Here is a 20,490-nt window from a genome sequence, read left to right on the forward strand (position 1 = left end):
AACCGAGCAGTTAAGCTAGATAGGTTCATCGCTGAGGTAAAGATACATCAAAAACACTTAGTTGACAATATCAACCATATTCAATAATTAGTTTCGGGTATTAAATTTTGGCATTGCTAGAAACAACTTTGCCGCCAAAATTGGCGGCAAATAAATAGCTTAGCAGGCCTGGGGCTGTTGATAACGGCTAAAGCATCTCTTTGGCAATCAAATGCAGCAAAAAGGTTTCACGTTCAATACTCATGCCTTTCTTAGGGCTCTCTGCCATCGTCTTTTCGTTGTGAGCGATCGCTTCATGGATATTCATCCAGACCGGTTTCATCCCGTTTTTCACTTCATAATCTTCGTAAGCCGTTTCACCAAGCTCACGATCAATCTTGCATGAGTAGCAGTAAGAAATCATGTGCATCATGTCTGCATCGTCTTTGTACCAAGGACGAAACTCTTCAAAAATACCGAACGGCTTGATGCTATGGATATTATTCGCGCCAGTCTCTTCTTCGAGTTCACGAACCATACCTGCGATCACATCTTCCCCTTCATCCAAACCACCACCAGGAATGGTGTAGTCGTGATAACGCTCTGTATACAGCATCAGAATGTCTTCACCATCTAACACAATGGCACGGGCAGCGTTGCGCTGATAGACCGTTTTATTGTCTAGATGGTCGATATCAGGGTGGATGGTTGTTTTTAGGTGTCTCATGATTCTGACTGCTCTACTGAATTTGGCGGCATCATATCATAATCATCAATAGATTCGAGGTTCACAACCGCCAACCAGGACTGATCGGACGGGGATATTCCAACGGTAACTTGAATCCACTTAGCTTGATCTAACACTCAAAAAGTCGTTAAACATGAAGAAATATCAACCTATTTCAATATCTTGACCAAATTAGGACAACCTTTTCTGAAATCTAAAATATACTAATTTCATAGAGCTTCTCATTTGGTTCTGTAGAACTTAACGCATTCGATTATAGAGTTATCACGTAGGAGATAGACATGAAGAAAATTGGTTTGATGGCTGTATGTGCCGTTGTATTAGGCGGTTGTGCAAACGACTATGCAGAATATAGCGAAGGCCAACGTGTTTCAGTCGCTAACCCAGCAGCGGTTTATTGTGTTCAACAGGACGGTGAATTAGACACAGTTACTGAAAACAATCAGCGTACAACTTACTGTGTATTCGATGACGGCGAGCGCATTGAACAGTGGGAGTACTACCGCAATAACCATGAGCAAGAAACTGAAAAGTAATCACTTCTATTACAAGTTTCCAATCTCAAAGCTTTAAAACCCTCCCCCTAAAAATTCAATTATGTTACGTAAACTGTCTGCCATAAGGCAGCGGTTTACCGTACACACATACCAATTGAACACTGTTTTATTCCTGACATAGCTCTGACATTAGCCTAACCTAGGCCGATAGAATGCCCGCCTGTTACAAAATTTTACACATAGAATTATTATGAAAAGCCAATCAAAAACGAAACAACAAACTCAAATGTCATTTGAACTGCCTGAGTTCACCCTTTCTCAGTCGACATCTCAAGTGATCTACAAACGCTGCCAAACCGCTCTCGTTGTTTTAGCGATTGGTATTGTCGCAAATCTTGCGCTTCGAATTGATTTTGTATTGTTGAATGGCAATGTTGGTGAGGTCTCGGTGACTGAGATGCTGCAACAATTACTGCTTATTATCGCGTCTGGGTCTTTTGCTTATCTAGCAAGAGAGAAGCGTGAAGTTAAGCATGCAGCTATGCTCATCAGTGCATTTTTCGGTGTGATGTTTATTCGTGAAATGGACTTTTGGTTCGACAAGATTGTACATGGCGCTTGGGTTGTCCCAGCCCTATTGGTTGCTGGTAGCGCAATTTTCTATGCGATTAAAAATGGTAAACGAACCATTGATCAGCTTGCGCTTATTCTTGCATCCCCACACATGAACTTGCTGGTAACAGGCGTAATGCTTCTGTTAGTGTTCTCTCGCCTATTTGGCATGGGCAGCTTCTGGCACAATGTTATGGGCGATGATTACGTTCGAGCGGTTAAAAACATCGCTGAAGAAGGCACTGAGCTTCTAGCTTACTGTCTGATTGCCTTTGCGAGCTTAAAGACCGTTATTGGCATCACGAGAAAGAAATAATCACCTATCGCCACCAGCGATGTGTGTGATCCGATTCCGGATCTAAATAACGATTCAATAAAGTCAGGTTAGTATCTAGTAGAGCTAGGTATTCCCTGACTTTTTTTATATCGGTACCCACTGAAGTCTGCTGGATACAGCGCTCCAATGCTGGGAGTAAATTCTCCACAATGTCAAAGTCAGACGAACGTCCAACGAGATCCTTTACGGCTCTCAGAGCTTCCAAAGACAGTCTTTCTGGCTCTCGTCTAACCAACTCTAAATCTCGCTTGAATGCGCCCGCACAGACACCTTCAAGATAAACTCGGTAGGTCGTCAGTACGTCCATCAACAGAAACAATTGCCCTTGAGCAGTTTGATGTGGGTATGGTACCGCAACATGACCATCCAACTTGCGATCTATTTGCAGCTCTACCCCAAGTGCGGAACACTTCTCGACGAGAACTTTAAGCAAACCTTGCTCGTCCATGAGCGATTGAATCTCGAATATACGTTGTAAGTGGTAGTCATTAGAAACGAATGTCACCTGCACACTCTGCCCGCGAGTAAACAGCCCGCTTGCAATCATCTCTGAGGCCAAGTTCTGTATGTTCTCGACAGTATTGGTCGAATGCTGCTCGAGCAAAATCGCCCCTAAGGAAAAGGGATGTTTTCGCTGATTTTCAAGCTCCCTAAAATATTGGTGCATCGCATCGGCTTCAGACAGTGTTTGCCCTTTTGTTACCCCACCACAAAATGCTACCGCAGTTTGCTGGTTCGACTCTTCTACCAAAGGCTCCGCCAGATACTCAACCAAAGCATCAACTCGACTGGTTCCTTCATCAGTCAATTTATTCTCATTAAGTCGCTTACCCAGCACAATAAGGAGGTGATTAATGCTCATTTTATGTTCAAGTCTCGTTTTGGGGATTAGATGGAGTGAATTATGTATACAATACTTGTTAACAAAAGTATTTTGAAATTCTTATATGTTGCTCGCAATAATGCTCACTATTGATAGCGACATCTTAGGTAATACAAGAATAGACGTGTCGCTTTACAGCAAACATAGCACGCTCTTGTATTTCATCGCTCTATGCTTGTTAGCACTAGTCGATAAAAGAGCGCTTTCTATCAATGAATACGCTCAGTCACATAACTGTTTCATCCAAAGAACAGGTTCACTCAAAGAAGTGAAACTAACTAAATACAAATTTTACACAGAGTTCGTCCATCGAACCGTCTTCACAGGAAGTTACTATGCTGTCTATTTTTGATATCTACAAAATTGGGGTTGGGCCATCCAGCTCCCACACAAATGGACCAATGATCGCTGGGTTTAACTTTACCCAAAAAATTGATGCTCAGCTTAAGCAAGTGAAGCGTATTCAAATCGACTTATACGGCTCGTTATCATTAACGGGTATTGGTCACCACACAGACAGAGCGACCTTGTTAGGTTTGCTAGGTAACCGCCCCGACACCATTAAAATCACCAGCGCTAACCAAGCAATGCGCAAGGCGATTGAAGATAAATCTCTGTTGGTTAGCGGTAACCATGAAATTCATTTCGATGTAGAAAGCGACCTGCTCTTCCACAAAACCAACCTTCCGCTGCATGAAAATGGCATGACTATCTCTGCCTTTGACGCAAGCGGTAATCTTCTGGATATGGAAACCTACTACTCGATTGGTGGTGGCTTTATCGCAACCGCTGATGAGCTACAAAACGGCAAACAGGAAGCAGAAACACAAGTTGAGTTCCCTTTCTCTTCTGCTGATCAGTTGCTTGAACTATCCGAACAACAAGGACTGAGCCTTGGTGGCTTAATTCTGCGTAACGAAGTGTCTTTCCAGGGTATGGATGTGATTGACCAGAAAGCCGACCAAATTTGGAAGGTGATGTCTCTGTGTATGCAGCGTGGCTTTGACACCGAAGGCATTCTTGATGGCGGCCTAGAAGTCACTCGTCGAGCACCTGCTCTGCTTAAAAAGCTGGAAGCAAATGCCTCGATTGAAAACGATCCAATGGAGATCATGGATTGGATTAACCTATTTGCCTTTGCCGTAAGTGAAGAAAACGCAGCGGGCGGTCAGGTTGTCACATCACCGACCAACGGTGCTGCCGGGGTTATTCCTGCGGTATTGATGTACTACCATCGTTTCATCAAAGAGCTAGATACTAAGCAGCTTAAAGACTTCTTGGCAGTGTCTGGCGCTATTGGCATCTTATACAAAACCAACGCTTCGATTTCTGGCGCAGAGGTAGGTTGTCAGGGTGAAGTCGGCGTTTCTTCATCAATGGCTGCTGCTGGCCTAACTGCCCTACGTGGTGGTAGCAACGAACAAATCTGTATTGCGGCTGAGATCGCGATGGAACACTCACTGGGCATGACATGTGACCCTATCGGTGGCCTTGTACAAGTACCATGTATTGAACGTAATGCTATGGGTGCAATGAAAGCAATTAACGCATCGCGCATGGCGTTGAAGCGTACCAGCAAGTGTCTTATCTCGTTAGACAAGGTTATCGAAACCATGTATCAAACAGGTAAAGACATGAACAAGAAGTACCGTGAAACTTCTCTAGGCGGCCTAGCCGTGATCCACATGGCACCACCGTGTGAATAACAGACAAGAACACGAGTGGAGAAAGCCTCTATAGAGACGGCATTCTTGTAAACTTAGTTTTCAATATCTCAACAAAGCCAGCCACCACGCTGGCTTTTTTATTGGCCAAAGCCCAACAGCCAATTAAAAGTGATACTCACTCAAAATTATTTACAGAATGATCATCGCTAACTTTCCCTTTATTAGTTCATTACTTAGCCACAAATGATGATGGCTAAATTTCACACCGCTATGCATCCACTAGCAAAATCTAACGTTGCAAATTTCATTCATGAGAAATATGAATGTACTCATAAGAAAAGATATATCGAGTAAAGTTCTGTTTGGGACAGATGTTTCAGTTTATGTATTACTGCTAATGATATTATAATCGGGTAATTACACTACATATTAATACAAACGTGAGAATAAAATAATGTGGAATAGATTAAACAAATCAATGATGTTCTGCCAAATGATGTTCGGACTTTCGTTCTATGGCGTCATGGTGATCTTGACTCGTTTCTTCCTAGAAGATCTGAACTACAATGAAGCCGACACCATGATGGTTGTTGGTGCTTTCTCTGCAATCGGACCGCTATTTGCTATTGCAGGTGGCTTTATCGCCGACAAGTTTTTAGGCGCTTACCGATCTTTAACCATTGCCTTCCTAGGGTTCGCAAGTGGTTACGTTCTACTGGTACTTGGTGCAGCAGCAACCAATGTTCCGATGGCATTATGTGGTATTGCGTTAGCAAGTTATGCACGTGGTTTGATGTCCCCTTCTTACCCAAGTCTTTACAAACGCACGTTCAAAACTCAAGAAGATTTTGAGAACTGCTACCCAATCAACTACTCAGTAAACAATATTGGTGCTCTGCTAGGTCAATACCTGTTCCCAATGCTAGTGCTTGTTGTTGGTTTCCACGGTGGTTTCCTTCTTTCAGCGGTTCTAGCCGGTGCTGCGCTTCTGATGATGATCTTTGTTCGCAAAGGCCTTGTTGAAGCAAGTGCTGAAATCGACCAAAAACCTGTAAGCACTAAAAACTGGGCAGCGTTCCTTGGTCTTTCTGCAGCAATGATCGGCTTGGTATTCTTCATGTTCTCTAACATGGATATTGGCCAAAACATCGTATACGCAATTGGTGGTGCAGCGATTATCTACTTTGTCTCTTTGATGATGAAATCGAAGAAGTCAGACATGCTGAAAATGGGCACTATCTTAATCATCACATTCCTGACGACATGTTTCTTCGTGTACTACGGTCAGATGATGACTTCGATGACAATGGTAGCGATCAACACAATGCGTGGCGATCTATTTGGTTTCATCCCTGTCGCACCTGAAGCTTCAATGGCAATGAACCCACTATGGTGTATGGTTGCTGGCCCTATCATCGCGGGTATCTTCTCTAACCTAGAAAAGAAAAACATTAACTTCTCAACTGCAACCAAAGTCGGTTTCTCTTTCATCCTTACGGCTATCGCTTTCGGTATCCTTACGATGGCAGTAACGACAGTGGGTGACGATGTTCTGATCCGCCCAGAAGTCTTCCTAGCGATTCACTTCTTCCTAGCATTCGGTGAAGTGATTGTAGGCTCAATGGTTGTAGCCTTCATCCTATCTGTTGCACCTAAGCACATTGAGAACTTCTCAGTAAGTTTATTCTCTGTTGCTATCGCACTGTCAGGTATTGTTGGTGCGGTATTCTCAACGTCTATTGCACTAGAGAAAGGTCAAGAGATCACACAAGAGATCGTGCAAACGGTTTACGGTGATTACTTCCAAATGCTGACTGTTCTTGCAGTCGTGATGGTAGGTATCGCAATGGCAGCATCGTTCATTATTCGTAAGATGCTAGAAGCTGCAAAAGCTGCTGACGAAACGATTGAACTAGAGCAAGCAAACAGCTAATTCTGTTCACTTAATAACACCTATCTTAAGAGCCCTTTAGTTTTCTAAAGGGCTCTTTTTTTGTCGGTTCTGTTTCTTAATAGAATCTGTCACATCAGTTAGGTTGTGCATGTGTAAATCAAAGTAAATGATAACTATTAGTATTGAGTGTTTTTTAGTTCAGGATTATGATGTGGAAATCAAAATCTAAGAGAGCCTTATATGAGCAAGCCTAGCCCTATCACATTAACCGTTACTCAAACCTCAACAATTACTCCAAACATGCAGCGTATAACGCTTAGCGGTGAGGGATTAAGTAAATACCCAACAGAGTGTGCCGGCGGCTACATCAAGCTTTTATTCTCACCACTCGGCACGACTGATTTAAGCCAATTAAACGAAGGTGAACGCCCAACCATGCGCACTTACACCATTCGTCAGTACAACCCTGTAGAGCAGTGGATTGAAGTTGATTTTGTTCGCCACATCACTACAGATTTGCAATGTGGTTTTGCGGCTCGATGGGCAATGAACGCAAAAGTGGGTGACACGGTTTCAGTGGCTGGCCCTGGTTTAATTCAGGGGCTTAACCTAGAGTCAGACTGGTTCTTCTTAGTTGCAGACATGACGTCCCTACCTGCGCTTTCTGCAAAAGTAAAAACGCTTCCAGAAACAGCGACAGGTCACGCTGTCATTCAGATCAACTCAGCAGCAGATAAGCAAGCACTTGAAACCCCTCAAGGCATCAAAGTAACCTGGTTGATTGAAGATGAAACTTCAGAGTCACTTGCACAAACCGTGCGCAACACAGAGTGGTTAGAAGGCCAAGTGTCAGTATGGACTGCGTGTGAATTCGAAAGCATGCGCGAGCTGAGACAATACTTCCGCAACGAAAAAGAAGTTGCAAAAGAGAACATCTACATCAGCAGCTACTGGAAACGTGGCGTCACTGAAGATGGTCACAAAGTATTGAAACAACAAGATGCTCAAGCTTTAGCAGGTTAAACCTGTTACGCCATACATCTTCTTGCTAGAAAAATAGAAAACGCCCTTAACGAAGTTTGTTTCGCTAAGGGCGTTTTTTGATTTAGCTTAATATAGATGCCTATTCACAAATCCCCAATCACTCAGGCGATCTTTTAAGTCAATGAGATAACCAAACCAGCAATAATTAGAGATACGCCTACACCGCGAGTCGCGTGCCACTTTTCCTTTAAAAAGTAGATCCCCATCACTACGCCGAAAATGATACTCACTTGCCTAAGTGCAACAACCAAGCTGACATTCTCTGTCATAGTCATCGCAAACAACACTAAGCCATAGGTCGAAGCCATCATAATGCCAGCAAGTGTTGCTCTTTTACGTAGTAACCAAGCATTATGAAATTCTATTCTTTGATTCGACACGAGCAACCACAGGCTCAGTGGAAGCACAATTGCCCAAAACTGGATACCCAAGTAGAAAATCGCCGTGTGTTTATTGGTAATGCTAGGCGTGCTTAAAGGCTCTAATAATAGAAGCGCCTCTTTATCAATAATGGAGTAACCCGTGGTACCGATGGCCGCGATTAACGCCCACAGTACGCCAAGGTTCAAGTAGGCCTTGAGCCTTAATTCAGAAAACTGTTTAAGCGGGACAAACAGACAACCCAGTGTGATCAATGCAAAACCAAGCCATTGATTGATCGATAGCTCATACCCTATTAACACCGTACCCAAGCCAACCATCAACACGGGCAGTGCTCGTGCCATTGGGTAAATCACCCCAATATCGGCCTGCTTGTAGGCTATACCTAAGCCGATTAAATAGATGATTTGGCAAATACCACTTAAAAGAAGTAGCTGCCAGAATAGGAGCGTGATGTTTGCAAAGCCGACACTGTAGACGTACCAAATCAAATAGGGAGTCAAGATCGCGGCAGCGGCAAAGCCAGAAGCAAGGAAAAAAGACGACCCCGAACCTTGATTAGATTTACCTAGAACATTCCAACCCGCATGAAGCAGAGCCGAAATTATCACGATGACGATGGCAGAAAATTCCATTTCATTCCTAACTTATTAACTGACTTATAAAAGCCGTCGCTGAAAACGGGTGATAAAAAAGGCCTCTTGGTAAGAGACCTTTGATCAATTCAATTGGGCAAGCCCAAAGAGTTACAGATATGTACGCGTTCTAACGTATGACTAGCGCTCTAGCTGCGCGATTGACTCAATACTGATCGCATCATGACGCCAATACTCAATATCACAGTCAATCAGGTCGCCGTTTTGGTTGTAGTTCACACGCTCTACGACCATTGCAGGAGAGCCAGAAGTCGCACGCAGGGCTTGCGCTGTCTCGCCAAGTAAAGACGTTGTGCTCACTCGGTAACGGATCTTCTGATACACCACACCAAAGTGTTCGCGGTAGATGTCCGTCAACGATTTAGACAAGTCATAATCAAGCAAGTTAGGGAACAACTCTGGTCGAATGTAGTTGGTTACATACACAACGGGCCTATCTTCAAGATAACGAACTCTGTCTACTCGATAAACGTCCGAAAAAGGTTGTAACTCAAGAAGCCGAGTAGCCTCCTTGGTTGCTAACATGCCTTTTGCCGCCACCAACTCTGTTTTCGGCTTACGGTTCTGCGACAGAGCCATATTGGTGAAGTTCAGCGTTTGTGTTGGATCGTAACGAAGCGGCTCGGGAGAGATAAACCAACCACGTCGGTCTTCTCGATAAATGCGCCCTTCCGCTTCAAGTGAAGATAAGGCTTCACGTAAGGTAACTCGAGTCGTATCAAACGATTCAGCCAACTTACGTTCCGCAGGCAGCTTCTGTCGTGGTGTTAACATCCCCGACTCTATCTGCTCTACGATGACATCTTTGATTTTTACGTACTGCACTTCATTTCCTTTCATTCTTGTTCTTGTCGTCAGCCACTCCTTGGCCAACTGCAATATAAGTGGTTCGCTAGCGTTTACGCCAAGCTTGGGTGCGCTTCTCGAGTAACTTGTTGATTAGCATATGAATCAACTTCGCACTCGCTGCTGATATCATGATCATCACTGCCATAGCTGCTGCTGCACCCGTTTGACCCGCATCGTCCATATTCAGTACTGAAACTGACGCTGGAATCGTATTGGTAGAATACAAGAATACTACCGCAGATGTCGTGGTAAGTGCATTAATAAACAGGTATGTCGCAATATCTAAAATCGCTGGCAGACAAACAGGTACCGTCACCTTAAAGAACAACTTGTATTGCGGTAAGTTTACCGAAGCCGCTGTTGCTTCAATTTCAGAAGGCAGCTGTTTCAATGCCGTTAACGCCGTCATGTGCCCTACCGTATAGTAGTGAACCACGGTATTAATCACCAAGAACGCCATCGTGCCATACAAGAAGTTGAGTGGATTACTCAAATCATTGAAGTAAAAGATATACCCCAAGCCCAGCACCATACCCGGAACGGCCATCGGAACAACACTGAGCATTTGCATCGCTTGACGAACAGGACCGAATGCGCGGCCTTTCTCAATGCAGTATGCGCCTAGGAAAATCAGAACAGTACCAATAATCGCAGTCCAAGCACCAAGCGTTAACGAGTTGAAGAATGGCGCCCAACCATAAGTACTCATTTCTGCGAAGTTGTAGTTGTTTAGCGTTAGCGCTTTGTTCCAAGGCCAGAAGGTGACTATAGAACCATATATCGCCATGCCCAACACGATAACCACAGCAGCAGAGATAATGGTGCAATAAAGGAAACATAAGCCATCACGCAGAGAGCTAGGTTCAGGTTGGTACGCGACAGAACGAGTATCAAACAAGCTCTTTTGTTTCTTTTGAACCCAGCGGTCAACAGTAAACGCAAGCAACGCAGGCAATAGCAGCAAGATACTGGTTACCGCACCCATAGAGAAGTTCTGTTGACCAACCACCTGCTTAAAGATGTCAGTCGATAACACGTTGTAGCTACCACCTATCACTTTGGGCACACCAAAGTCACAAACCACTAGCGTAAACACAACGATCAATGTGCTGATCAAGCCGTATTTTGCCGCAGGTAACGTCACCATGAAAAAGGTTTTTAACGATGAAGTATTGAGTGCACGTGCTGCTTCATAAAGGCGAGCGTCAGAGGTTCTTAATGAGGTGGTCAGAATCATCAAGGCGTGTGGAAACGTCCAGAATATCAAGCCCAGTGAGATACCAATCAAGCCATAAACCGAGTTGCCACCCAAGACTTCTTTAGCGATACCTTGGTTACCAAATAGGAAGATAAGACTGATTGCAGGAAGCAATGACGGAGCAAGAATAGGCGCAGAACCCAGAACTTGAAAAAGTCCTTTAAAAGGCATGCATGAACGAGTTAGCGCATAGGCATAACCAAACGCCAAGACACCCACGACAACGGTCACTAGCAATCCAAGCGTGAAGGTATTGCCTACCGACTGCCATAGGCTTTGAGACGCAAAATACGTTGCGAAATTCTGTAAACCTACAAATTCGCCATCTGCGTTCTGAACACTCTTTTTCAACATTGCCCACAGTGGCATCAGGATAAACAACGTCATGACCACAGACAAAAAGGCCAACAGCCCAAATAGAATTACGTTGTCTTTGCTTAACCGAGCCAGAAAAGGCTGTACTCGTCGTTGAATTAGCAGCTTAGATTGCATCATTTGAGTCGATTCCATGATTGTTTACGCCGCCTCGCCTTTCATCACTTGCAGGCTTTTCGATGGGTAAGCTCTAAGGCCTTCTTGATCAAACGCCACGTAACGAATATCACTGCGACGCAGCTTCAATCGGTTGAACTCTTTGACGGGTACATCAACGATGATCTCTTTCGCCGTTGAGTCATGTTGCAATTGACACTCAACACGATAAAACGCCCCTAAGAATTCGCTTGATACGATTCTCACTGGCAAGGATTCACTAAAACGATCAACAAACTGGATTTGCTCTGGACGAACGGCAATATCGAAAACATCACCCAAATTTGGCGTCAGATTATCTAAGCCAGGTAACGGCAGCATTGACTCAGCAATGCGCATCTTGCCTTGAGCTGCAACAGAAGCTTGGATAAAGTTCATACTGCCAACAAACTCAGCAACAAAACGACTGACGGGTTTTTGGTAGATCTCTTGTGGAGCACCGACCTGCTCGATAACACCATGATTCATCACGACAATACGGTCAGCCATCGTTAGGGCTTCATCTTGGTCGTGCGTCACCATAATAGTGGTGATACCCAGCTTACGTTGCAGTTGGCAGATCTCATCACGTAGGTGTGTTCTTACCTTCGCGTCCAACGCAGAAAGTGGTTCATCGAGTAGCAACAAGCCTGGAGACAACGCCAATGCGCGAGCCAGAGCAACACGCTGCTGCTGTCCACCAGATAGCTGATTTGGATATTTCTGACCAGAAGTTGGTAAGCCGATGGTTTCTAACCAAGACTCAACCGTCTCAAGGGCTTCTTTGGTCGACATGCCTTGGTTTTTCAGACCAATCGCAATGTTTTCTTCTACAGTGAGGTTTGGAAACAAAGCGTAAGATTGGAACACGATGCCAAAGTCGCGCTTTTCTGGCGGCAAGAAGGTCGTATCATTACCGTTCTGCTCAATAGAACCTGAAGTTGGTAAGTCTAGACCTGCAATCGCACGTAATAAGGTGGTTTTTCCACAGCCAGATGGGCCAAGGAAACAGACGAACTCGCCTTTATCTATCGATAGGGAGATGTCTTTTAACGCTGTAAATTGGCCAAATTGCTTTACAACGTTTTCAATATTTAAATAAGTTTGGTTGCTCATACTACAGCACTCTCTATATGGTATATACCAAATTTATACTGAGAATATTGCAGTTGAGTGACAAATTTATAGAAGCTAAATGACAGTTATATTGCAGATATAATAAGCATTAAAGATTGCTATTTGTTCAGCATTAACAGTTCGTTCAACGTTGTAAGCCCTCAGTGACTTGCCCATAAATCACTGAGAGCCTAAATGTAAACTTCTAGTTTAAACGCTAGATTAATCTATGATTCAACCTTGTCGGCTTTGCCCGCCGCACCTGCGAGTTTGGATAACTGTTTATCTAGCCACAATGGCGTGTCACCCGAATCTTCCGCGTTCTCTTTTCTTCGTACCGCATCACGCACCATCATCGCACCTACCCAACGGAATGGCTCTGGCGGGAAGTGTCCTAATGGGCCTTTAGTTAAACCGCTTCGTGTCCAAGCATTGTCGATATCGAGTACCATTGCTGACAAAATTTTCCCGCCCATACGGGTTTGAGCAACGCCATTTCCAGAGTAACCAAGCCCATAATAGATGTTGCTTTGGCCTTTTAGATTACCGAAAAATGGCAATCCGGTGACCGAACGATCTGAGCCGCCAGACCAGTTGTAATCGAATTCACTTTGTTCCAATTTAGGGAACAATTTTTGGAACGATTGATTGAGAATCGGAAGGTAGTTAGTGGTTTGGTTAAACATGCTTTCAACTTGATTGGCAAACGAGAATTTATTGCCGCCTTTGCCCAACATGAGTCGTCCGTCCTGGGTATCTCGGTAGTAGTGGACAAAGATACGCGAATCCACCACCGCCGCCCCTTTCTCTGGGCCAAATTGCTTGAGCTTTTCAGGAATAGGCTTGGTCACTACCATATCTGAAGAGACAACCACAATGCTGCGTTTGAACTCTTTAAAATGATCGAGCATCCACGCATTGAGTGCCAAAATCACTTTATCCGCAAATACGGAACCGCCTTTGGTTTGAATTCGAGCGGGAGATCCATAGTCGAGTGATGTCATTTCTGTGTTTTCGTGAATTTCGACACCCAGTTCAAGCGCGACTCGGCGCAAACCTCTAGCCAATAACGCTGGCTGCACACTACCCGCAGCTTCTGAGTAGTAACCTTCAATGTGGCGATCAGATCCCGCTTTATCAACCAAAGAATTGTCGCACTTCTTCCAGCTATTGATACCCTGCTTAACCAGCTCATTAACAACAGGCTCCATTCCACCCTTTTGAGCTTCATTGGTCGCCGTGTAGTAAGTTCCGCTGCGATATAGATGCGCGTCAATGTTGTGTTCGTTACAGAAGGCTTCGATCTCGTATATAACCTTTTCCGATTCCTTAACCAACCATTTCGCTTGTTCTTTTCCGTAGAGCTTTTTCAACGTCGGATACTTAGTTGACCACGTCAGCATGCAACCGCCGTTCGCCCCAGAAGCACCGCTACCACATAGGCCTTTTTCAATCACGACAACATGCTTTTCGGGTTGCTGTTGTTTGATTAAAATCGCCGTCCATAACCCCGTATAGCCACCGCCAACAATGGCGATGTCACAGTTGACGTCTTTTTGGAGCGGCTTAGCCGAATCTAGCCCCGCATTGATATTGCCAAACTCTTGTTCCAACGCTTGCTTGAACCAATATGAGTAGTGCTTTGTCATTTGTTGTACCTTACTTAAAACCTAAAGGCGTAAAACTAAAAAAGGAAGACCGAAGCCTTCCTTTACTGATTTCTAACTTCTAATGAACTAAATAGTTAAATAGCTAAATAGTTAAGTAACTGAATAGGTCGTCAGATTAAGATTTTGGCTCTGATTTAGCGTCAAACTTGTCAGACCATGTTTTAAGAACGTCGGCACGTTCGCTGCCCATGCGAGCGAAATCCATTTTTGCCATGTTCTTTTCTACATTAGGGAAGTTCTCTGCTTTGCCTGTCACATCTTTGTGACCAACAACTGGGTACATTTCGATGTAAAGCTCATTTGCCGCTTTAGAAATAGACCAATCGATAACACGTTGTGCTGCATCAGAAGGCTTAACAAGGCCTACCGCTTCAGATTCCCAGCCGATGCCTTCAGGCGTAATCACTGAAAGTGGAGCGCCTTGAGTTTTCAGCTTAGCACCACGGCTCGCCATAGAAATACCGATAGCGACTTCGCCCATGCCCGCTTGAACACATGGCTTAGAGCCTGAGTGCGTGTAGTGAGCAATGTTTTGATCTAGCTTCTGCATGTAGTTCCAACCTTGGTCTTCACCCATGTTTTGTAGCCAAGCCGAAACCTGCATGTAGCCTGTACCAGAAGAAGCCGGGTTTGGCATAGCGATGTGGCCCTTGTAGATAGGCTTGGTTAGGTCATCCCAAGACTTAGGTGCCGGTAGGTTCAATTGCTTAGCCACCACTTCGTTAAAGCAAACTGCATTGAAGAATGCGTCATTGCCATACCAAGCTTGAGTAGACTGTGGGTCGTTAAGGTTAGCGCGTAATGATTCTACACCTTGAGGCGTATAAGGTTTCAGGATGCCCTCTTCTTTAAGCAATGCCATTGAAGAACCCGCAAGACCCCAAACTACCTCTGCGCGAGGGTTGTTTTTCTCAGCCAATAATTTTGCCGTCATGATCCCTGTTGAATCACGCACCCACTTGATGTTGATGTCTGGGTTTTCACTTTCGAAAGCATTTTTGTATTTAGCTAAAATGTCAGTTTCAAAAGCAGTGTAAACCGTCACTTCCTGTGCTGCATAAGCGTTACCAGCTAGTAGAGTTACTAAAGCTGCAAGTGATCCTTTCATAAAACGGTTTTTCATCATTTTCTCCAGTCAGGCTCAACTCTAAAGTGAGAAGTTGCCAAAATTAAAAGTTATCGAGGTTTAAAGCTGCCTAGGTTTAGAAGCAACCAAGGTTTAACGTTTCTTAAATTAGAAGCCTCATCAAGAGGCGCCTATATCCATAAATTCATTTAGGTTGTTAGTACACGCCTTTACATTGGTATGTACCAGATGACGAGTATTAACCTAATCGACTTTTATGACGGTTAAATGAACAAAAAATGGCAATTTAAAGATCGGAAAATTTCTCAACACAAGTGACAAATTTGAATATGAAGCTTTTGTGAAAATAACGTTTGGGCTATTTACGACCGTTTAAATTGGTTGTTAAAGTAACCGCAAATATTGGTATAGTCCAAAATACAAATCACGAGAATTGAACATGAGAAACGAATACCTACTACTGACACCGGGTCCTCTATCTACTTCTGAAACCGTTCGCCAAGCGATGCTAAAAGATTGGTGTACTTGGGATGATGAATACAACAAAGACGTTGTTGAAGTGATTCGTAGCAAGCTAGTAACTTTGGCGACTAAGCAAACGGGTTATACGAGCGTACTAATGCAAGGTAGCGGCACCGCTTCAGTTGAAGCAACAATCGGTAGCGTTATCTCAAAAAGCGGCAAGCTTCTTGTTGTTGACAACGGTGCGTATGGTGCTCGTATTGCTCAAATCTCAGAATACTTAAACATTCCATGCCATGTCGTTTCCCCAGGTGAAACATCACAGCCTGACTTGAACGAAATGGAGACGGCATTGGCTATGGATTCAGACATTACTCACGTTGCGATTGTGCACTGTGAGACCACTACGGGTATGTTGAATCCAATCGAAGACATCGCCAAATTGGCAAAGCAGCACAACAAAACCGTCATTCTAGATGCGATGTCGAGTTTTGGTGGCATCCCTATGGATATAGCTGACTTAGGTATCGATTACATGATCAGCTCGGCAAACAAGTGTATTCAAGGTGTACCTGGATTTGGCTTTGTTATTGCGAAGCAATCGGAACTGGAAAAATGCAAAGGCCAAGCTCGTTCATTAAGCCTTGACCTGTTTGACCAATGGCACTGCATGGAAAGCAACCATGGTAAATGGCGCTTCACCTCTCCAACTCATACAGTGCGAGCTTTCTACCAAGCTCTACTTGAATTGGAGCAAGAAGGTGGCATCGAAGCTCGTCATAATCGCTACCAAACCAACCAAACTACCTTGGTTGCAGGTATGCGCTCTCTTGGCTTTGAGCCACTGCTTAATGATGATCTTCATTCACCTATCATTACTTCTTTCTATTCTCCAACTCATAGCGATTACCAATTCAAGGAATTCTATGACCGCTTGAAAGAACAAGGTTTTGTGATTTACCCGGGCAAGGTTTCAAACGCAGACTGCTTCCGAATCGGTAACATCGGTGAAGTGTACCCGTCAGACATTGAAGCTCTAATTGGCGCAGTGAAAAACGCTATGTACTGGGACATCAAATAATGACGACGACCAATCAAGAGCCGATTCTAAAGGCCACACACTTTCGAAGCGAAGGCGATGTGAACACCACGCCAGCACGCGAAAAATGGAACGAATCGCTAAACGATGATGCGACTCAAGCGATGTTAAAACGTGACTCTGACGTGTTTCTTCATCAAGCCATGTCAACGCCTTGCCTAGACACACTTGAAGCAGCCGAAGGCATCTACATTCAAGATGCGACGGGCAAAAAGTACATGGACTTTCACGGGAATAATGTTCATCAACTAGGCTATAGTCATCCCCACATCATCAATAAAGTGACTCAGCAAATGGCGTCGTTGCCATTTTCACCACGTCGCTTCACCAATGAAACTGCGGTTCAGTGTGCTGAGAAACTCACACAGATCTGCGGTGGTGATTTGAATCGCGTGTTGTTTGCTCCCGGTGGCACATCAGTGATCGGCATGGCGCTCAAACTAGCTCGCCATGTCACCAACAATTTCAAAGTAGTGTCATTGTGGGACTCATTCCATGGCGCGTCACTCGATGCCATTTCAGTGGGTGGCGAAGCTTGTTTCCGCGAAGGCATGGGGCCATTAATGGCTGGCGTAGAACGCATTCCACCAGCGGTTTCCTATCGTGGTGCTTTTCCGCTTCGCGGGCAAAGCGCAGGCGGTGAAAGTGAGGCTGCATGTGATGTGCACTACGCCGATTACCTTGAGTATGTGATTGAAAAAGAAGGTGGCATTGGTGCCTTCATTGCCGAAGCAGTGCGTAACACAGACGTTCAAGTACCAAGCAAAGCTTACTGGAAGCGCATCCGTGAGATCTGCGATAAGCATAACGTCATGTTGATCATCGACGATATTCCAAACGGTATGGGTCGCAGTGGCAAATGGTTCACTCACCAAGCTTTTGATATCGAACCTGACATTCTTTGTATCGGTAAAGGTTTTGGCGGCGGCTTAGTGCCAATCGCAGCCATGATCACCAAAGACAAATACAACACGGCAGCGCAAGTTTCTCTTGGTCACTACACCCACGAAAAAAGCCCAATTGGTTGCGCTGCAGCACTCGCCACCATGGAAGTGATTGAGCAAGAAAACCTACTTGAAAAAGTACAAGCGGACAGCGCATTCGTGCGTGAACAACTGCTTCAAATGAAAGAGAAGTACTCAGTCATTGGTGACGTTCGCGGCATCGGCCTGCTCTGGGGGGTGGAGTTGGTCACTGACCACATATCCAAAACCCGAGCTTTCGATGAAGCAGAAGCAGTGCTTTACCAATGTCTAAACGATGGCCTGAGTTTCAAGGTGTCACAAGGTAATGTGATTCAGTTGAGCCCACCATTGATCATCAGCCGCAGCGAACTAGAAGTCGCTCTATCTGTATTCGAAAAAGCGATAGCAAAAGTCTGCAAAGACTTTGAATACCTTTAAACCATCATCTAACCAATAACTTAAACAATCATTCATCTCCCAGAACAACTTGAGCTGGGAGAGAACAGAAATAGGACACGACTATGAACATAACATCACCTATCCAAGCGGTTATCTTTGACTGGGCTGGCACTATCGTTGATTTTGGATCATTTGCTCCAACCAGTATTTTCGTTGAAGCATTCAGACAAGGTTTCGACTTTGATATCGACTTAGCAGAAGCGCGTGAACCTATGGGGATCGGCAAATGGGACCACATCCAAGCAGTTGGTCGAATTCCTGCTGTTGACTCTCGTTGGAAGGCTCAGTTCGGACGCTCGATGACAAGTGAAGACGTTGATGCGATCTACGCGGCATTCATGCCTCTTCAAAAAGCGAAAGTAGCCGATCACGCAGCACCTATTTTGAATGCGATAGAAGTGGTCAATAACCTAAAAGAGAAGAACGTGAAGATCGGGTCTTGTTCAGGTTACCCACGTGAAGTGATGGATGTTTTAATTCCTGCTGCTGCAGATTACGGTTACCGACCAGATAACGTGGTAGCGACCGATGACTTACCTCAAGGTGGTCGCCCTGCTCCATTTATGGCACTGAAAAACGTAATCGACCTAGGTGTAACTAGCGTTGCTGCGTGTGTAAAAGTAGACGACGCAGCACCGGGGATCGATGAAGGTCACAACGCAGGCATGTGGACAGTTGGACTTGTATTATCGGGGAACGAAGCAGGGTTAACGTATCAAGAATATTTAGATGCAGACGAGACAACACTTGCGGCTGCACGTGAAAAAGCAAGCGTTAAGCTAAACAAATCAAACCCACACTACCTAATCGATACCATTGCAGACCTACCAGGTGTCATTGCAGACATTGAAAAACGTTTGTTAGCCGGAGAGCGCCCATAACTCCTGTAACTTCCGCAAATCAGGGCCTATAGCCCAATAATCCGCACACATAAAAAGAAACCTCGTATCACCTAAAAATGATACGAGATTTCTTCGTTTCCAACATTTGAGACAACAATTAATTGACAAAAACCTCTGTAAATAGCACCTTAAATATATAAATTTTAACAACTTCATTGACCCCAATAAGCAACTACACTAACAATGTAAAAACAGTTCCAAGATAGGTTCGACCTGAATCTACGCCTGAACCACTTACTGCTGCAGTGTCCCAATCAGTAAGTCGTCGCTTTAAAGGCTCATTCAGATAACAATAAGAGTTAATCCAAGGATAAGATTATGAAAAGACTGTCAAAAATCATGTGTGCAGTAATAGCTGCTTCAGGTTTCGCTGCTGCTCCATCAATTGCCGCAACGACATACGTAGGCGCAAAAGTTGGCATGGGTTGGCTAGATAGCGCTTGTGTAAGCGGTGAAAAGTGTGAAGATGATTCTGTTGCGGGTGGTCTTTACGGTGGTTATAACTTTACCGATAACATTGCTCTGGAATTAAACGCAGACTATTTAGGTGACTATGACACTAGCTTTAATTATGACAATGACATCTCTCGATTCAGTGATTCCATTATTGCAATATCGTTAAGCCCAATGTATCGATTGGCGATAAAACAAGAGTTTGATGTTTTCTTCAAAGCTGGTCCGGCTTACATCATGCATGATGATGAAGACGATGTTGTACTGGCTCTAGGTATCGGTGCTGAGAAACAGTTTGCCGACGACTGGGCAGTGAGAGTGGAATACCAATACTTCGATGATTTTGATGATAAGATTATCCAAGACCTAAACTCTAACCTTGTTACCATTGGTCTAAGTTACAATTTCGGTACAGGTAACACGACAGCTTCAGCCGCAACAGTAGCTACTGCGGCAGCGGTAACACAGGCTCCAGCTGAACCAATTGCAGAACCTGAAGCCGTTGTGGTTGAAGAAGAGACTGTTGTAATTAAAGCGCAAACTGAAAGCTTCTCTCAAGGCATGTTTGAGACAAACAGCACTGAACTGTCTACTGAGGGTGAAACTGCTCTAATGCCACTAGTAGAAGTGCTGCAAACTTACCCTCAATCGTCAGTCAATGTCGTTGGTCACACCGATTCAACAGGTGCAGCTGAGTACAACATGATGATCTCTAAGAAACGTGCTGCCGCTGTAGCCGCGTACATCGAAGAGCAAGGTATTGAAGCAGACCGTATTACGGCTACAGGTGAAGGGGAAGAAAACCCAGTAGCAACAAACGATACTGCTGAAGGTCGTGCGCAAAACCGTCGTGTTGACGCAACAATCCCAAGCTTCGAATACCAAGAAGAAGCGCAAATGGAAGAAGTTATTGTAGAAACGGCTGAATAATAGCACTCTACTCTAGTGAGAATAATTAAGGG

17 protein-coding genes are annotated in these 20,490 nt (G+C 44.5%); 9 read left to right on the forward strand and 8 right to left on the reverse strand.

Annotated elements, in window-relative coordinates; translation table 11 throughout:
- Positions 1 to 187: 187 nt before the first annotated feature.
- Positions 188 to 706 carry an NUDIX hydrolase gene (locus MSG34_RS16150; protein ID WP_248338500.1) on the reverse strand — a complete coding sequence of 173 codons (519 nt, stop codon included), beginning with the start codon at positions 704 to 706 and terminating at the stop codon, positions 188 to 190.
- 302 nt (positions 707 to 1,008) lie between these two features.
- On the opposite strand from MSG34_RS16150, the gene MSG34_RS16155 reads away from it, so the two are divergent.
- Both MSG34_RS16155 and MSG34_RS16160 read left to right on the forward strand, forming a co-directional pair.
- Positions 1,009 to 1,263, forward strand: coding sequence for a DUF333 domain-containing protein (locus MSG34_RS16155; RefSeq protein ID WP_017079683.1), 255 nt, complete (start codon positions 1,009 to 1,011; stop codon positions 1,261 to 1,263).
- A 211-nt stretch (positions 1,264 to 1,474) separates the two neighbouring features.
- Complete coding sequence (locus MSG34_RS16160; RefSeq protein ID WP_050649221.1) at positions 1,475 to 2,152, forward strand: hypothetical protein; 678 nt, start codon at positions 1,475 to 1,477, stop codon at positions 2,150 to 2,152.
- Between the two features lie 4 nt (positions 2,153 to 2,156).
- Here MSG34_RS16160 and MSG34_RS16165 read toward each other — a convergent pair whose 3' ends face one another.
- Positions 2,157 to 3,035, reverse strand: coding sequence for a YdcF family protein (locus tag MSG34_RS16165; protein WP_248338501.1), 879 nt, complete (start codon positions 3,033 to 3,035; stop codon positions 2,157 to 2,159).
- Positions 3,036 to 3,391: 356 nt separating this feature from the next.
- Between MSG34_RS16165 and MSG34_RS16170 the strand changes: the two genes are divergently transcribed.
- The 3 genes from MSG34_RS16170 to MSG34_RS16180 all read left to right on the forward strand — a co-directional run bounded on the left by MSG34_RS16170 (position 3,392) and on the right by MSG34_RS16180 (position 7,640).
- On the forward strand, positions 3,392 to 4,762 hold the full coding sequence (locus MSG34_RS16170) for an L-serine ammonia-lyase (RefSeq protein WP_048616931.1): 1,371 nt from the start codon (positions 3,392 to 3,394) through the stop codon (positions 4,760 to 4,762).
- Between the two features lie 415 nt (positions 4,763 to 5,177).
- Entirely contained in the window at positions 5,178 to 6,656 is a 1,479-nt protein-coding gene (locus tag MSG34_RS16175; RefSeq protein ID WP_048616933.1) for a peptide MFS transporter, read from the forward strand.
- A 201-nt stretch (positions 6,657 to 6,857) separates the two neighbouring features.
- Positions 6,858 to 7,640 (forward strand): siderophore-interacting protein, encoded by a 783-nt coding sequence (locus tag MSG34_RS16180; protein WP_248338503.1) that lies wholly within the window; start codon positions 6,858 to 6,860, stop codon positions 7,638 to 7,640.
- A gap of 134 nt (positions 7,641 to 7,774) precedes the next feature.
- Here MSG34_RS16180 and MSG34_RS16185 read toward each other — a convergent pair whose 3' ends face one another.
- From MSG34_RS16185 to MSG34_RS16210, 6 genes are all read right to left on the reverse strand, one after another.
- Entirely contained in the window at positions 7,775 to 8,677 is a 903-nt protein-coding gene (locus MSG34_RS16185; RefSeq protein ID WP_050644022.1) for a multidrug transporter, read from the reverse strand.
- A 141-nt stretch (positions 8,678 to 8,818) separates the two neighbouring features.
- Positions 8,819 to 9,523 carry a phosphonate utilization transcriptional regulator PhnR gene (gene phnR / locus MSG34_RS16190; RefSeq protein ID WP_048609092.1) on the reverse strand — a complete coding sequence of 235 codons (705 nt, stop codon included), beginning with the start codon at positions 9,521 to 9,523 and terminating at the stop codon, positions 8,819 to 8,821.
- 67 nt (positions 9,524 to 9,590) lie between these two features.
- Complete coding sequence (locus MSG34_RS16195; RefSeq protein WP_248338505.1) at positions 9,591 to 11,315, reverse strand: putative 2-aminoethylphosphonate ABC transporter permease subunit; 1,725 nt, start codon at positions 11,313 to 11,315, stop codon at positions 9,591 to 9,593.
- A 6-nt stretch (positions 11,316 to 11,321) separates the two neighbouring features.
- Positions 11,322 to 12,431 (reverse strand): putative 2-aminoethylphosphonate ABC transporter ATP-binding protein, encoded by a 1,110-nt coding sequence (locus tag MSG34_RS16200; protein ID WP_248338507.1) that lies wholly within the window; start codon positions 12,429 to 12,431, stop codon positions 11,322 to 11,324.
- Positions 12,432 to 12,658: 227 nt separating this feature from the next.
- A complete protein-coding gene (locus MSG34_RS16205) occupies positions 12,659 to 14,080 on the reverse strand; it encodes an FAD-dependent oxidoreductase (RefSeq protein ID WP_248338509.1) in 1,422 nt (473 codons plus the stop codon).
- A 136-nt stretch (positions 14,081 to 14,216) separates the two neighbouring features.
- Complete coding sequence (locus tag MSG34_RS16210; RefSeq protein WP_248338511.1) at positions 14,217 to 15,227, reverse strand: putative 2-aminoethylphosphonate ABC transporter substrate-binding protein; 1,011 nt, start codon at positions 15,225 to 15,227, stop codon at positions 14,217 to 14,219.
- Between the two features lie 400 nt (positions 15,228 to 15,627).
- Between MSG34_RS16210 and phnW the strand changes: the two genes are divergently transcribed.
- From phnW to MSG34_RS16230, 4 genes are all read left to right on the forward strand, one after another.
- Entirely contained in the window at positions 15,628 to 16,731 is a 1,104-nt protein-coding gene (phnW, locus tag MSG34_RS16215) for a 2-aminoethylphosphonate--pyruvate transaminase (RefSeq protein WP_048608835.1), read from the forward strand.
- Entirely contained in the window at positions 16,731 to 18,152 is a 1,422-nt protein-coding gene (locus MSG34_RS16220; RefSeq protein WP_248338513.1) for an aspartate aminotransferase family protein, read from the forward strand. Before phnW ends, MSG34_RS16220 begins: the two co-directional genes overlap by 1 nt.
- An 83-nt stretch (positions 18,153 to 18,235) precedes the next feature.
- Positions 18,236 to 19,054, forward strand: a complete 819-nt coding sequence (gene phnX, locus MSG34_RS16225) for a phosphonoacetaldehyde hydrolase (RefSeq protein ID WP_248338515.1) — start codon at positions 18,236 to 18,238, stop codon at positions 19,052 to 19,054.
- A gap of 339 nt (positions 19,055 to 19,393) precedes the next feature.
- Entirely contained in the window at positions 19,394 to 20,458 is a 1,065-nt protein-coding gene (locus tag MSG34_RS16230; protein ID WP_248338517.1) for an OmpA family protein, read from the forward strand.
- The last annotated feature ends 32 nt before the right edge of the window (positions 20,459 to 20,490 follow it).

This window comes from Vibrio sp. 1CM2L (assembly GCF_023161695.1).
GTDB lineage: Bacteria > Pseudomonadota > Gammaproteobacteria > Enterobacterales > Vibrionaceae > Vibrio > Vibrio coralliirubri.